At 38.4% G+C, this 15,691-nt stretch carries 13 protein-coding genes; 4 read left to right on the top strand and 9 right to left on the bottom strand.

What is annotated here, in order from left to right; all coding sequences use genetic code 11:
* Positions 1–26 precede the first annotated feature (26 nt).
* From ACRPLQ_RS16640 to ACRPLQ_RS16660, 5 genes are all read right to left on the bottom strand, one after another.
* Positions 27–1,520, bottom strand: a complete 1,494-nt coding sequence (locus tag ACRPLQ_RS16640; protein ID WP_432236243.1) for an aldehyde dehydrogenase family protein — start codon at positions 1,518–1,520, stop codon at positions 27–29.
* 128 nt (positions 1,521–1,648) lie between these two features.
* Entirely contained in the window at positions 1,649–4,534 is a 2,886-nt protein-coding gene (pulA, locus tag ACRPLQ_RS16645) for a type I pullulanase (RefSeq protein ID WP_432236244.1), read from the bottom strand.
* A gap of 175 nt (positions 4,535–4,709) precedes the next feature.
* The gene (locus ACRPLQ_RS16650; protein WP_221777486.1) at positions 4,710–6,104 is read right to left on the bottom strand and encodes an L-cystine transporter; all 1,395 of its coding nucleotides are present in this window, start codon (positions 6,102–6,104) and stop codon (positions 4,710–4,712) included.
* 271 nt (positions 6,105–6,375) lie between these two features.
* Positions 6,376–6,744, bottom strand: coding sequence for a hypothetical protein (locus ACRPLQ_RS16655; RefSeq protein ID WP_013056739.1), 369 nt, complete (start codon positions 6,742–6,744; stop codon positions 6,376–6,378).
* 104 nt (positions 6,745–6,848) lie between these two features.
* The gene (locus tag ACRPLQ_RS16660) at positions 6,849–8,132 is read right to left on the bottom strand and encodes an ATP-binding protein (protein WP_165635940.1); all 1,284 of its coding nucleotides are present in this window, start codon (positions 8,130–8,132) and stop codon (positions 6,849–6,851) included.
* Positions 8,133–8,457: 325 nt separating this feature from the next.
* On the opposite strand from ACRPLQ_RS16660, the gene ACRPLQ_RS16665 reads away from it, so the two are divergent.
* Positions 8,458–9,834 carry a M28 family peptidase gene (locus ACRPLQ_RS16665; protein WP_034269289.1) on the top strand — a complete coding sequence of 459 codons (1,377 nt, stop codon included), beginning with the start codon at positions 8,458–8,460 and terminating at the stop codon, positions 9,832–9,834.
* Positions 9,835–9,998: 164 nt separating this feature from the next.
* On the top strand, positions 9,999–11,477 hold the full coding sequence (locus ACRPLQ_RS16670; protein WP_033578784.1) for a potassium/proton antiporter: 1,479 nt from the start codon (positions 9,999–10,001) through the stop codon (positions 11,475–11,477).
* Between the two features lie 39 nt (positions 11,478–11,516).
* Here the strand turns inward: ACRPLQ_RS16670 and ACRPLQ_RS16675 are convergent, their stop codons facing one another.
* Together ACRPLQ_RS16675 and ACRPLQ_RS16680 are read right to left on the bottom strand one after the other, a co-directional pair.
* Positions 11,517–12,284, bottom strand: coding sequence for a polysaccharide deacetylase family protein (locus tag ACRPLQ_RS16675; protein ID WP_033578783.1), 768 nt, complete (start codon positions 12,282–12,284; stop codon positions 11,517–11,519).
* Complete coding sequence (locus tag ACRPLQ_RS16680; protein ID WP_013056734.1) at positions 12,285–12,428, bottom strand: hypothetical protein; 144 nt, start codon at positions 12,426–12,428, stop codon at positions 12,285–12,287.
* Between the two features lie 139 nt (positions 12,429–12,567).
* On the opposite strand from ACRPLQ_RS16680, the gene ACRPLQ_RS16685 reads away from it, so the two are divergent.
* On the top strand, positions 12,568–13,077 hold the full coding sequence (locus tag ACRPLQ_RS16685) for a hypothetical protein (protein ID WP_165635938.1): 510 nt from the start codon (positions 12,568–12,570) through the stop codon (positions 13,075–13,077).
* Positions 13,078–13,098: 21 nt separating this feature from the next.
* Complete coding sequence (locus tag ACRPLQ_RS16690) at positions 13,099–13,674, top strand: hypothetical protein (RefSeq protein ID WP_432236176.1); 576 nt, start codon at positions 13,099–13,101, stop codon at positions 13,672–13,674.
* Positions 13,675–13,720: 46 nt separating this feature from the next.
* Here the strand turns inward: ACRPLQ_RS16690 and ACRPLQ_RS16695 are convergent, their stop codons facing one another.
* On the bottom strand, positions 13,721–14,866 hold the full coding sequence (locus ACRPLQ_RS16695) for a toxic anion resistance protein (protein ID WP_028413621.1): 1,146 nt from the start codon (positions 14,864–14,866) through the stop codon (positions 13,721–13,723).
* A gap of 24 nt (positions 14,867–14,890) precedes the next feature.
* Positions 14,891–15,535: a 5-bromo-4-chloroindolyl phosphate hydrolysis family protein gene (locus ACRPLQ_RS16700; RefSeq protein WP_028413622.1), complete on the bottom strand. Its 645-nt coding sequence runs from the start codon at positions 15,533–15,535 to the stop codon at positions 14,891–14,893.
* Positions 15,536–15,691: the final 156 nt, after the last annotated feature.

Genomic DNA, 15,691 nt, shown 5'->3' on the forward strand with positions numbered 1-15,691 from the left:
TTGATTTTCACAAAAAATCTTACTTATTATTCCATATTGATCCATACGCTTTTCACTTCAGTGTAATTATCAAGCGCATAGCTTCCCATTTCACGACCAATTCCCGACTGCTTATAACCTCCAAACGGGCTTGCTGCATCAAATACGTTGTAACAGTTCACCCAAACTGTACCCGCTTTAATACCATGAGCAATATAGTGTGCTTTCTTTAAATCCTGTGTCCAGACGCCTGCTGCTAGACCATATGCTGTATCATTTGCTTTGGCAATCAAATCATCAAGATCGTCAAACGGCATAGCAGCTACAACCGGACCAAAGATTTCTTCACGAGCAATCGTCATCGAATGATCGACATCTGCAAAGATAGTCGGTTCTACGAAATAGCCTTGATCAAACGGTATGTTTCCTCCTGCGAGTACTTCCGCTCCTTCTTCAATTCCTTTATCAATATAGGTTTTCACTCGTTTTTGCTGCTGCGCAGATACAAGCGGACCCATTGTTGTCTCATCAGCTAATCCGTTTCCTTGTTTAATAGATTTCGTTTGAGAAACTAAATCAGCTACGACATTATCATATAAGCTTTTTTGGACATACAGACGACTTCCAGCACAACATACTTGTCCCTGGTTAAACATAATACCTGAAAGCGCACCAGGAACAGCTTTTGTTAAGTCTGCATCGGGGAGGATAATGTTTGGTGATTTTCCTCCAAGCTCTAACGTCACACGCTTTAAAGAGTCGCTAGCTTGTTTCATAATTGCTTTTCCGACAGCAGTAGATCCTGTAAAAGCAATTTTATCGACAAGATCATGATGAACGAGCGGTTCACCTGCTGTTTTCCCGTAGCCTGGCACAATGTTTAGCACGCCTTTTGGGAATCCTGCTTCATCGGCTAGTCGAGCTAAGTAAAGTGCAGAAAGAGGCGTTTGCTCGGCTGGCTTGAGCACAATTGTACATCCAGTTGCCAAAGCGGCTCCGAGCTTCCAAGCGGCCATTAAAAGCGGGAAGTTCCACGGAATAATTTGGCCAACAACTCCTACTGGTTCATATCTCGTATAGTTAAAATACGCTCCTTGCACAGGAATAGTTTGTCCAACCATTTTAGTTGACCACCCTGCAAAGTAGCGGAAATGTTCGATGGCTAATGGAATGTCTGCATTTGATGTTTCACGAATTGGTTTTCCGTTATCAAGCGTTTCAAGCTGCGCAAGTTCCAATTGATGTGTTTCCATTAAATCAGCTAATTTATAAATAAGTCGACTTCTTTCAGCTGCTGACATCTTTGTCCAAGGTCCATGATCAAAGGCTTCTCTAGCCGCTCTGACGGCGCGATCAATATCCTCTGGATTTGCTTCAGCTACATCTGCCAACTTTTCACCCGTTGCTGGATTTACTGTTTCAAACGTTTTTCCTGAAACAGAGTCTACCCATTCGCCATTAATGTATAGCTGTTTAACTGCTTTTAAAAACTCCACTACTTTCGGACTCATTTCAACTTTTTTCGCTCCAAGATTTTGCATCAAATACATACCTCCCCACGAATTTTGAAAACGCTAACAATGAATATTTTACCATGTTATCTAGTAAAATCAACAATTTTGCATAAAATATTCTGAATTTTTCTACATGCATTCTAGCTATCTAAAACTTATCTTACTAGTACAAATGTCGAAAGAGGCGAAACGTTTATTGTATTTCCTTTCACCGTACGGAGCGTTTTTGTTCCGGCCCGCTCGCCGTCAACAAGTAATCTCCACGTTCTGTTAGAAGGCAAATGAACCGTTTGAGCTTGTTTATTTGCATTATGAATCACCATTATTTCGTTTGCTTTATCTTTATTAGCTTTAGCATTTAACGTATAACCTACTACGTTTGCTGGTGCATCAACAAAGCGTAAATTTTGATGAATAGCCTGTGCACTCGTCATTCTAAATGACGAATATTGCTTTCGCAGCGCAATAAGTCCCTTCATGTAATTTACTTCTTGTCTGAAAGCTGCTCGGCGCTTCCAATCTAGCTGATTGACAGAATCGGGTGACTGATAGCTGTTATGGTCTCCGCCTTTTGTTCTCATAAACTCTTGACCTGCATGTATAAAGTTCATTCCTTGAGATGTTAAAATAATAGAAGAAGCAAGCTTGTGCATTTGCTTTTTCGTTTGCTCGGTGTCAGCAGGGTTCGTCAGCTGAAGCTTATCCCATAACGTATGGTTATCGTGCGCTTCTACATACGTAACAACTTGATCTGGATCTTCATACGTGGCAGTTGAACGATCATAATCAATTCCAGCTGCTATACTTTGCTGTATGAGCTTTTCTTGTCCTTGCTTTCCATTCACAAATCCGTTGTCATGATCAAAAAATACGCTGCCTTTAAGACCATCCCGCATACCGTCATTAAAGTGAGCGATGCGCTTCATATCCTGAGCGTTTTTCTGGTTAGCTTTGAGCTTAGCGTCAAGCTCGGTTCCTAGATCCCAGCCCTCTCCTAAGACGATAATGGAAGGATCAAGTTCATCTAACTTCTTTCTCACTTCATTCATTGTCTTTGTATCGTGAATCCCCATTAAATCAAACCGAAACCCGTCAATGTGGTACTCTTTTGCCCAATACGCAACAGAATCTACGATAAACTTCCGAACCATTTTCCGTTCAGACGCCGTGTCGTTTCCAACACCTGTTCCGTTGGATAGAGTTCCATCTTCTTTATAACGGAAGTAGTAGCCTGGAACTAGTTTATCAAAACTATGCTCACTCACTGCATACACGTGATTATAAACAACGTCCATTACCATGCGAAGCTGCTTGTCATGAAGCGTTTGAATCATTTGTTTGAGCTCAATAATTCTAGTCTTAGGATTATATGGGTTTGTTGAATAGGAGCCTTCTGGGACGTTATAATTTTTCGGATCATATCCCCAGTTAAACTGCGGCTCGTTTAATTTCGTTTCATCCACCGTACGATAATCGTAAATAGGCAGGAACTGGACGTGCGTTACACCTAAATCTTTAATATGACTGAGTCCTGTTTTTACTCCATTTGGTCCTTTCGTATTCCACTCCGCTACGCCTAAATATTTTCCTTTGTTTTTGATACCGCTCTCTTTTTGAGACGATAAATCTCGTACGTGCAGTTCATAGATAATGGCATCTTCTGGATTTTTAAATTTCGGCTTATTTGTACTCCACTTTTTCGGATTTGTTTTAGCCAAATCTACGACGACTCCGCGATCTCCATTGACCGTTGTTGCTCGTACATATGGATCAACCGCTTCATTCCAGACGTTCCCAATTTTTACTTTGTACGTATAAATTAGTTCATCTTGATTTCCTTTTAACTCCGCTTTCCACGTTCCTTTTTCACTTTTAGTCATAGAAATTTCTTTTAAAGCTTTCGAGTTCCATGACGAATAAGTCACTAGCTTGGCTTCGCTTGCAGTTGGAGCCCATACGCGAAAATTTGTTTGTTTCTTAGAATATGTGTTTCCTAAATCGTTTCCGCTATATGCATACTTTTCGTCAAATTCTTTCGTACGCACGACATTTCCATTGACTACATCAGCTGATCCGTATCCTTTTTGCTTAACTCTATACGTTTGTGTAACGTCCAGAGGCTGTTTTGTTATGATTTTAACTTTAGTAGTAACAGAGTCTCCTCCCTCTTTATAAGGTGTCACTTTCTCAATTTGAGCTCCGTCAATTTCAATGTCTCCTACACTCTTAGAAGAATCGAACGGTACGTTTGTTTCTAATGTAATTTGATTAAATGCATCCATCGTCGCCTTCATGATTTTCCGAGTGATATCTACTACAGCTCTATCATAATAAATTCGATTTTGCCCTTGAACAATCCATACTTCTACATTCCCATCTTTCCCAACCTTGGTAATAAAGCGGTTTCCTCCGTCTTTATTTTCCCAATCGCTATCACTAGTAGAATGGCGTACAATAAAACCAATTTTGTCAAATAAATTACCACTTCCACTGTTAATTGTGTAAGTTGCTTTCTTCCCAAAATTCGTGTCTTCCGTAAATTCGATTTGCTTGCCTTCTTTTTCATCACCTGGCCATGTCCAAATGTTCCACCCGCTGTAATCTCCATCGTACCGATGATAGTTTAAGGTAACGTTTACTTTATCAAATTCCGGTAAATCTCGATATTCACCGTCAGGAGGAGACGTATATGTATGTTCATCTCCACTTTTTACCCATACTTCTCCTTCACCGTTCTCCACTGAAACGAAGCGGTCTCCTCCATCTTTTTCCCACGACTCGGTTCGTACAATAAAACCTACTTTGTCATAAGTACCGGGTAGTTCAACTTCCGCTACTTTTCCAAATTGATCTTCCCCTGTAAATGCGTAAGGCTTCCCTTCTCCTCCTTCAGGAAAAACCCATAATCCCCATTCTTTTGTATCGTTTGAAGCAGGCTGATAGTGAATCGTGAGTTTTGTGGTATCCGCTGCAGATGCAAACGATTGCATAAACGGGCTAAAAAAAGAGCTTACTAGTAAGAGTAAAGCCGTCAGTACCATTGCATATTTAGTCCAACTACGTTTCAATTAAAACCCTCCCGTAAAATAAAGTACGTACACATTTTTCACTATAACCTTTTTTGAAAACGTTATCATAAGTATTTTTTCCTATTTTATGCGGATAAAGAAAAAAAATCCATAGTTAACAATGTTAACTATGGATGCCGTATCTCTTTTACACTTCTGCTGTTTCAGGTGAGATGGTTTGATCGTTGTATACGTTTGTATCTAACTCTTTTGTTAGTTTACTAGTTACGACTCCGGCTGTCATGCTTCCACTTACATTAAGTGCCGTACGTCCCATATCAATCAGTGGTTCTACTGAAATTAATAAGCCTGCTAGCGCTACGGGCAAATTCATAGAAGATAATACAAGTAAAGCCGCAAATGTCGCTCCTCCGCCAACCCCTGCTACGCCAAACGAACTAATTGCTACAATGGCAATCAACGTGAAAATAAATGAAGGCGTTAAAGGATCAATACCTACCGTTGGTGCAATCATAACGGCTAACATAGCTGGATATATTCCAGCGCATCCGTTTTGACCGATTGTAAGACCAAATGAACCTGCAAAATTCGCAATTCCTTCTGGAACCCCTAACTGTCTTGTTTGTGTGTTAACATTCAAAGGCAATGCTCCAGCACTCGTACGAGAAGTAAAGGCAAACGCCAATACAGGAAATACTTTCTTAACATATGTGATCGGATTTACACCGATGATTGTTAGAATAACTAAGTGAACGATAAACATAGCTGCCAATGCGACATATGATGCTACAACAAATTTTCCAAGTTTAACAATTGCATCAATATCACTCGTTGCTACTGTTTTGGTCATAATTGCAAGTACCCCATAAGGAGTTAAACGAAGAATGAGCGTCACTACACGCATGACAATTGCATAAAGCGTATCAATAATTTTTGAAAATAACGCCGCTTCCTCAGCTTTTTTACGCTTCACGCCTAAATACGCAATTCCAACAAATGCGGCAAAGATGACAACGCCAATCGTGGAAGTTGATCGTGCGCCTGTTAAATCAAGAAACGGGTTAGCAGGTAATAATTCTACTACTTGCTGCGGAATTGTTTTTGCTTCTAAACTAGATAAATTGTTTTCCAAGTCCTCTCCGCGCTGAAGTTCCGCTTCCCCTTTTGTGATTTGGACAGATTCTAAATTAAAGCTCGTTGTTGTAAAAATACCAATTGCAGCTGCTATCGCTGTTGTAACAAGCAAAATGCCAATAATTAAACTACTAATCTTTCCAATGTTGCTCGTCAATTTTAAGCGAGTGAATGCCGCTACGATCGACACAAATACAAGCGGCATGACAATCATTTGAAGAAACTTCACATATCCGCTTCCTACAATGCTAAACCAATCGGCGGTCGTTATCGTTACTTCATGCGTCGGACCATACACCCACTGAAGAGCAAAGCCAAAAATAATCCCTAGTCCAAGCGCCGTAAACACACGCTTTGAAAATGATACATGTTTTTTCTGCATCATAAACAGCCCCGCAAGCAGTGCCAGCATAATAAGGATGTTTAGAATGACTAATAAGTTATTCATAGATGTTCCCCCTGTGATTTTTCCATAATTTATGTCTCTATTACTTATAATACAACAATACCAATAAGTCAACTAGGTTTTATATTTTTTCCTAAAGACAGTTTTTTTGAATAATTTTGACAAAACAAAAAAGCTAAGGATTTTCCTTAGCTTTCTATTTTACGCTTGTATGTACTTCAGTGGTCTTTTGCTCCGTTACCAGAGATGGCCTTTCTTTCATCAGACCGGATGTACTACAATTCATATATAGGATTACATTTCATATATAGGATTACATTTCATATAATTCATTCAGCCATTTTACAAACAAATGTCTGGGTAATTCTAGTTCGTGAAGCTCGACATATTGAATATCAGATAGCGTCGTTCCTCTAGCCATATAAAAGTACCACTGCCAGCCAATATCTTTAGCAATGGCATAAGATTTAGCTAGATCTTGCCTATTATCTGTCTGCTGCATATCATTCATCCACTGCGTTTCATCCGCTTCATACTCATAATAATGGAGAGTATATTTATCACACCAATACGCAAGGTCTTGATGGGAAAACGGATTTTCTCCGTCACATACTTGAAGCAATAGCATTCTTAAATTTTCCGGTGTATACGGTAATATAATTTTTTGATCTGCACGTCTCATTTTGCTACCTTCCTGACATGTTCGTTTCTTTTATTACATCATGTACAGCTGCGTTTAGCAATAAGAAATGGATGACGTTTTCATTACTTTTCGTTTACAACATTTCATTTGCTTGCAAAAACCGCCGTATCTTCGACATACAGAGGCAGTCGGATTTTAACAACCGTCCCTTTTTTCTGTTCACTCTCAATCTGCAGGGTACCGTGATGATCATGAATAATTTTAGAGCTGATTGTTAATCCAAGCCCCATTCCTTTTTCTTTTAAAGTAAAAAACGGTTCTCCTATATGTTCTAGACGGTCTTTAGAAATTCCTACTCCTTCATCTCTAACTTCTATAAAAATATGGTCATCCTGCGCTGTTTTGATTGTGATATAAATATTTCCAGGCTTATCCATGGCTTCAATTGCGTTTTTAAAAACATTAAGTAATACTTGGATAAGGTGATTTTTATTTCCATATACACTAGCGTTATTTGTTTGTTCATCGTATAAGAAGTCAATATTTTTCAATAAAGCTTCATGGGAAGTTAGACTCATTACATACTTAACCGCTTCTGTAAGAGAAAACACGCGAAAATGTTCACTTTCAGGTTTTGACAACAGGAGCATTTCACTAACAATACCATTAATTCGTTCCAGCTCATCAAGCATGATATTAGCATACCCTACCGCGGATCGGTCTGTTTCTTTCATGAGCTGAACAAACCCTTTAATACTCGTAAGCGGATTTCTAATTTCATGGGCAATTCCAGCAGCTAATTCGCCTACTACAGAAAGCTTTTCCTTTTTTATCAGAAGCGCTTCTGCAAGCTTTTGCTGAGTGATATCTCGTCCAATCGTAATAAGAGCTTTTCTTGAGCCATCATCAAAAAACACAGGTACTTTAATGACGTCAAATGTTTTGACCTCGCCGTTTGGTATTTCAAATGCTTCTTCCATGCGTACCTTTTCCTTTTTTCTCCAAGCTTCTTCATCCGATGAAATACAGTGTAAGAAAGCCGCTTGAAAGAAAGGCACAAGCTCCCCAAGCTCTGCATCGGTTTTACCCCTGTAATCAATACCCTTTAAATGATAAAGTTCTCTTCCAAAATCGTTCACCGCCACCCATTTGCCAGCTCCATCTTTAAAACAAATAAAATCTGGCATTGAGTTTATTAATGTAGCAAGCTGATACTGTTCATCAGACACCTGGGTATAAACCGAACGCTTATGAAGTAAATAAAACGTGCCAGCCGTTATGCCCACTAGTAAACTATCTTTTATCAAACTGCTAAGAGCATATGCTCCTTTAAAAAATGCCATTGTTTGAAAGACGGTGTACACCCCTAAAAGCAGAAGACCCGTTACCGCCGCTGCTTTTCGTACACCCTCCCTATTTTTTATCAATATTTCCCACCAGCCTTTGTTTTTTATGTGAATACTCTCTATGTTTCATCAATTAAGTTCTGAATATTCTTCTTACTTTTAAACTAGTTTACCTTATTTTTTTATTCTTATCTAATACCTTTTCTTATTACTTTTGACACAGTTTCTTTTATCCTCTTTATTTGTTTCCGCATTTTCATTTTATTTGAATTATTTTCTCTATTAAAATAGGAATTTAGATACGGAATATCCTGGAACATTTAGGTAATAATACTCTTTTTTGTATTTTCTTAATATTGTAAATTCGAATAGTACCAACTACATCGATAAATTTAGGGGGATTTTAATGAAAAAAACCGTGATTTCTTTGGCTGTAGCCACAAGTTTGACTTTATCTTTTACAAGTGTACAAGCTTCTACTTCTGCAAATGCTTCTCACCATCAAAGTTCTGAACAAAAAGTATTAAAAAAAATCAATGCTGAGAAAATTTATCAAGACATTGCGTATCTCTCAAAAAAACCTCGTGTGGCAGGAACTGAAGCTGAACGCGAAGCTGCTACATTTGTTCAAAAGCGTTTGTCTAAACTAGGCTATGAGAGCGAAGTGGAACCTTTTACCTTTACCGGTTACACACCAGCAGCTAGTTTTTCACTAAGCGTAAACGGTACCGGCTACTCTCCAACAACTTTTACTTATAGCACCAATGGAAATGTCACAGCTGAAATTGTCGATGGAGGGCTGGGTACAAAAGATAATTTAGCAAACAAAGATGTGACAGGTAAAATTGTATTAGTTCAGCGAGGCACTATTACTTTTGGTGAAAAAGTATTAAATGCTGCTGAAAAAGGGGCTGCAGCCGTCATTATTTTTAATAATACAGACGGTGAGCTAAACGGAACGCTTGGCGGCGCTAATGATAACTACATTCCGTCTCTTGCTGTTACCAAAGAAGAAGGTGAAAAGATTCTTACTTCTATTCAAAAAGGCGAAAAGCCTTCAGGTACAGTAAAAATTGAAGGAGCTGTCGTAAGTGAGCGAACATCTTATAATGTAACCGCTGCTAAACCTTCTACTTTTAAGAAAAAAGGAACAAATGATATTATTGTAGTAGGTGCTCATCATGATTCTGTGGCCGGAGCACCTGGGGCAAATGACGATGCTTCTGGAACAGCAATGGTGCTTGAATTAGCTCGCGTATTTAAAACTCTTCCTACCGATACAGAACTGCGATTTGTTACATTCGGAGCTGAAGAAGTAGGCTTGCTAGGATCCGAGCATTATGTTAGTGAGCTATCTGAAAATGAGAAAAATCGTATTGTTGGAATGTTTAATTTAGACATGGTAGGAAGTCGAGATGCGGGAGATTTGGTGATGAATACAGCTGATGGAACACCAAATCTTGTCACAGAATTAGCTCAAGCTTCAAGTACAAGATTAAATGGATCACCTACGCCATTCCAAGCTGGCGGCCGCAGTGATCACGTTCCTTTTGCAGAGGCAGGAATACCGGCTGCTCTATTTATTCACAGTCCGTCTGAACCTTGGTATCATACGCCTGAAGATACCCTTGATAAAATAAGCAAAGAAAAACTTCAAGATGTGGCTGAGATTGTTGGAACAGCTATTTACGATCGTTCCCGTCCAGACCAACAAGGTTCTTCCGTTAAAAAGAAAGCAACATTTAAAGCTCCTCATCTTTATCACGAGCAAGATGTTAAATAAGAATCTATCCCTGTTATTCATACATGACCAAAAAAGAGATGTTTATGCATCTCTTTTTTTGATAAGCAGATTTCTCAAGGTTTTAAATCCATTATGCTACAATTATTATAGAGGAACCTCACTTATTGCTTACATAAAAATTTTGAACAAAAGAGGTGTATTTTTTGGATTTTACGGTAGACCATTCAATTCTCTTATTATCCATTCTCCTTGTCATAGGGGTACTTACTGCAAAGTTCTCTACTCGCCTTGGGGTCCCTTCGCTTGTACTCTTTATTATTGTAGGAATGGTTGTTAGCCACTACATCTACTTTGACAATGCTCTTTTAACACAAGGATTCGGAATATTAGCGCTTATCATTATTCTTTTTGATGGAGGCGTGCAGACCAAATGGAAAGATGTTAAACGCGTTGTTCGCCCTTCCGTTTCATTAGCTACTTTCGGAGTCCTCATTACGACAGTTTTAACGGGTGTACTTGCCAAATATATTTTAGGTGTTACTTGGCTTGAAGGCTTTTTATTTGGGGCAATCGTTGGCTCTACAGATGCTGCAGCCGTGTTCTCTGTACTAGGGACACAGAACATCCGCCAAAAACTAAACTCCACGCTAGAAGCAGAATCTGGTTCCAACGATCCGATGGCCATTTTCTTAACCGTTTCTATTATTGAATTAATTCAACATCCAGACTCTCCTATCCTCTCATTAATCTTTAATTTCTTTTGGCAAATGGGAATCGGGCTGGTACTTGGTTTAGTACTTGGAAAAGCATCCGTTTGGATTATTAATCGAATTAATTTAGATTCTTCTGGGCTTTACCCTGTGCTCACATTGTCATTGGCCGCCTTAACCTATGGAATTTCCACATTTGTAGAGGCAAGCGGTCTACTTGCTGTATACGTAATGGCAGTGGTAGTAGGAAATGCAGATCTAACTTATCGTCACACAATTGTCCGCTTTAACGAAGGTTTTGCATGGATGATGCAAATTTTAATGTTTATTTTACTCGGCCTTCTTGTCTTTCCTAATCAACTGCTAGATATCATTTGGCAGGGTATACTGTTATCTCTTTTACTTATGTTTGTCGCTCGTCCACTCGGCGTATTTCTTTCGATGATGTTTGCTAAATACTCATCCAAAGAAAAACTGTTTATTTCTTGGGCCGGTTTAAAAGGAGCTGTTCCAATTGTATTGGCTACTTATCCTATGATGGCAGGTTTGGAGAACAGCACGCTCATTTTTAACGTCGTTTTCTTTGTGGTCTTAACTTCCGCTCTTCTTCAAGGAGCAACAATCGCTCCTTTAGCCAAATTTCTAAACCTTTCTCAAGGTGAAAAAGAGACGGTTCCTCACAGTCTCGAGCTTGTTTCGATGGGCAAAACCAAAAATGAAATGATTGAGTTGAAGCTCGTGGAACATGCAGATATATCAGGTAAATCGCTTGAAGAACTTCACCTCCCTGAAGACATTTTAGTGACTGCTGTTATTCGAGATGATAAATTACTTACACCTAGAGGAAATACACAAATTTTTGCAGGTGATACATTATATATTCTTATTTCGAAGAAAAAACGAGATAAAGTAAAAGCATTTTTCCAAAAAAATACGTCTGATGGGGACGAAAGAGAAGGAAAAACCAGTTAAAAGATTAGCTAAAGCTTTTACTAGAAAAACAGCACCCGCTTATTGAACGGAGTGCTGTTTTTGCTGTTGCATCAAATAAAGAGATTTATAATTGGGATGATGTTTTAAAAGTTCTGAGACCGTTACAAATTTATACCCCTCTTCCTTTAACTTCGGTAAAATTTGTTTTAATGCTTCAATGGTTTGAGTTCGATCTCCTCCCGTATCATGAAACAATACAATATCTCCTGACCTGGCATGGTTAAGCACTTGACTTACAATTTTACCGACGCCTGGATTTCTCCAATCAAATGTATCTTGATGCCAAGACCAAAGAATAATCGTATACTGCTGATTTTTAGCAGCTTTTACTACCCGATCGTCATAATAACCAGTAGGTGGACGAAACAGGTAAGGTTTTATTCCTGTAATAGCTTGTATACGTTCATCCGCTTTTTCAATTTCTTGTTCAATTCTCTCTACTTCCTGGCCCCTTACTTTCAAATGGCTATATGTATGATTAGCAAGTTCATGACCTTCACGAACTTCTCTTTGAGCAAGCTTGGGAAATGACGTTATTCGATCGCCGACTACAAAAAAAGTTGCTTTGGCACCGTATTTTTGCAATAAATTTAAAATAGTCGGCGTATATTTAGGATCTGGTCCATCATCAAATGTAAGCGCAATTAACTTCTCATCTTTCATGGGAACTTCCCACACGATATCTCCTTTTCTTTCATAATAAAATCTGCTCTTCTTTGCAGCATCCACCTGAATACCGTAGAAATTAATGGAAACAATAATAATAATTGACAAGCACCATTTCACTCAATGACCTCCTTTTTTGTCTAGGTGTGATTCATGCGTATTGTCAATAAACGCTTTAATACCAACTGCAAATAATCGTTCATCACCCAAACACACGCGCTGTTGACGGCGATTAGCTGCAGAAGTTGATTTACGGTTTTTCATAGTCTTCTCTCCATTACTAATTGATTGTGTTTTTAGCTTTACCAAAAAGTCAAAAATAAACCTACGGGTTCTAACATGGCGAAAACATTTTTATATAGTAATTACACGCTGTCTAGCGTTTTGAATAGGAGATATATACATGCGAAAATTTTATTTAGCGCTTCTGTTAATGATAAGCGGAACCATGGTTATACTGCCTTCTGTTAAAGCAATCAGTGAAAGCAACGAGAAACATCAGCAGCTCACCGTAAGCGAACAAGGATATTCTCTTTCATTGCCCGGTGAATATACGCTTCAAAAAGAAGAAGATGGAAAAGATATTCTTTTTTCAACCAAGACTCCCTATACGTGGATGCGAATTGAAGTCCTTTCCGGGAAAGAAAGTACAAGCACATCATATCTAGATCGTTCAAAAGAATTGTTTGATGACCAGTTTGGAAAATCGTTAAAAATTTCTTCTACATCCCCATTTATTCAACCCGTTGTGTTTGCATCTATGTCTGGGAGTAAAAAAGAAACGGCAAAACTATATGTATTAAGAGAAACAAAGGGGCACCCTGCTTTAAAAATCACGATGGTTACGGCTAAAAATTCCGATGATGAAAAAAAGTTAATTTCAATTGTTAACTCAGTAAAAACGCATGAATGAAAATAGATAAGGAAGCCAGCTATGAAAAAAAAGATATTTCTTGTTTGTTTTATATGTTTGATGAGTGGCTGTTCAACTGCTTTTCGCGAAGAGCTTATCAACACACAAAAAGAAATTCCAAGAGAACGCTTGCCACAGCAAAACTTCACCTATCCTTACAAAGGAAGCAGCAGAACAGATGTAGGTTATCTTAAAAGAAGCAGTAATCAAAACTATACGCTTTACGTACTAGAAGGATACGAGTTTACAGAAGAAGAGCCCCGAAAAGATGTCATTTACAATAAAAAAAATGATGCTTTGTGGATGCGGATTGAAGTGTTTCCCTCAAATAAAAGTGTAGAGGAGCTGAAGAAAGAAACAAAAGAAATTTTAAGAGCTGGCTTTTCGGAAGTGGCTTCCCTTGACACGCACCTCATTCAATCTAGCTTAGAGATAGAAGCTGCGTACAAAGCGTCCGATGATAAAAGTAATGCATACGGCTTTCTTGTTCGAAAGCAAAATCAACACCCTACTTTCCGATTAACGATCTTTGCTCCTAAATCCGAAAGGGATTTAACTCCGCTTTTGGAAATGGCGAGAACGCTTCAAAATGCATAAATCAGAAAAAAAGTCGGTTTACAAAGTGTGTAAACCGACTTTTTCTTTATTTCATATCTAACAGTTTAGTTTTTAAATCTTTTTCCATTTGATACAGCTCTGATTCTGCCTCGGTACGCTTCGTACGCCCTTCTTCTTGTATCTTTAGTACTTCTTCTAACGTAGTAATCAAGTCGGACTGCGTTTTTTTCAATGTTTCGATATCGACAATCCCCGCCTCGTTTTCACGAGCTACTTCAATTGTATTCTGCTTGAGCAGCTCTGAATTTTTAGTAAGCAAGTCGTTTGTTGTCTTAGATACTTGTTTTTGGGCTTCCATTGCTTTCTTTTGGCGTAATAAAGTGGTTGCGATGACTACTTGATTTTTCCAAAGTGGAATAGCTGTTAAAATAGAGCTTTGAATTTTTTCCACAAGGGTCTGATTGACTTCTTGAATTAATCGAATCTGCGGTGCACTTTGAATGGCAATTTGACGGCTCAGCTTTAAATCGTGCACTCGTTTTTCTAGCCTATTGATAAATTGATTTAAATCATTGACCTCCTGAGCCATTAAGTAGTCATTTTTTTGAGAGGCTGTTTGCTGCAGCTGGGGCAGCGTTTCATTCTGCAGCGCCACTAACTTGTATTCTGCCGCTGCAATGTAAACGTTAAGCGCCTCATAAAACTGTTTATTTTTATCATATAAGCTATCTAACATTGTAATGTCTCGATACAGCATTTGTTTTGAGCGCTCTAACTTATCTGCAATTTTATCAATTTCAACATTAATGCTTTGATATTTTGTTAATAAATTTTGAATAGGCCTAGAGACTCCTGAAAACAATCGACCGATGACTCCTTTTTTCTTTGAAGAAAAGTCATCGGGATTTACTTGGCGAATCTTACTCATCAAATCTCCTATAACGTCTCCTACTGGTCCCGTATCTTTCGTTTGAACATGCTGTAGTACAGATTGAGAAAACTGAGATAGTTCTGACTGAGCTGCTACCCCGTACTGTAAGATAGCCTGCTGATTTTTATAATCAATTTGATTTGCGATTTTCTGTGCTTTTTCCTGATATTCCGGTGTCAAATCATCGTATGTGTTTCTTTTTGCAGCGCGAGTATCCGGTTGTAACTGCGGGGTAGGCGAAGCAAAAGGATCATCAAGCAGCGCATCTAACGATTTATTTTGATCATATTCTTTCATCATAAAATCCCATCCTTTGCATTTACATTACTTTGTGCGATTAGTAGCTGTCGGTATATACGGCTGCTCTTCTTCAAATGCTTGCTTTAGCACTTTAAGCTCTACATCTAATGTCAGCTTATCTTGTGAAAGAGCATTTGTTAATAAATGCTCATACTTCCCTGATAACCCGCGCAGCATGTCTTCCGCTTCATGAAGACTTTCTTTTACTTCTATGCTTTTCGTTGGTTTTGATAATAAAAACATATACCTTTCAATGACGGTAACCGTTGATTGTAAGTAGTTCGTAAAAAAGGGCTGAACATCTTTATATCGTGCGGGCTCTTTTTCTACCATTTCAATGATGCTTTTGCCTACTTTGTATAGTTTAGAAAGTTCTGTCCACATATGAACAGACCGAATTTTAAAACGATAGCTTCCAATGGTTCTTAATTGCTTTCTTGCCTCTTTTACTTGATGACGCACGTATGCAATTTCTTCTCTATATGGATTTTGATAATGACGTCGAGCACTGCTCATAATAAAAAACAGGCTCATCACGACCATTACTCCTATACTAATGCCAACGGATTGAATCATCGTGGTACTGAATCCAAAATAGCTGACCGGAACGGCTACTGCTCCTGTTACCCAAATGGCAAGAATCTTTTTTATGATTCGAACGACTTTCATCGCTTTCACTCCTATCTTAAATGTGACCGAACTTTTAAACGTATACATATTATACCATTGTCTTCCCATCTCTTAAAACGATTACTGTTATAATTTATATACGGATAAATCCCTTAAAAGTTTCACAAAACAAAAAAACAGGCAGCTTTTATAGCT

This window comes from Priestia sp. TRN 1309 (assembly GCF_050846875.1).
Taxonomy (GTDB): Bacteria; Bacillota; Bacilli; order Bacillales; family Bacillaceae_H; genus Priestia; species Priestia zanthoxyli.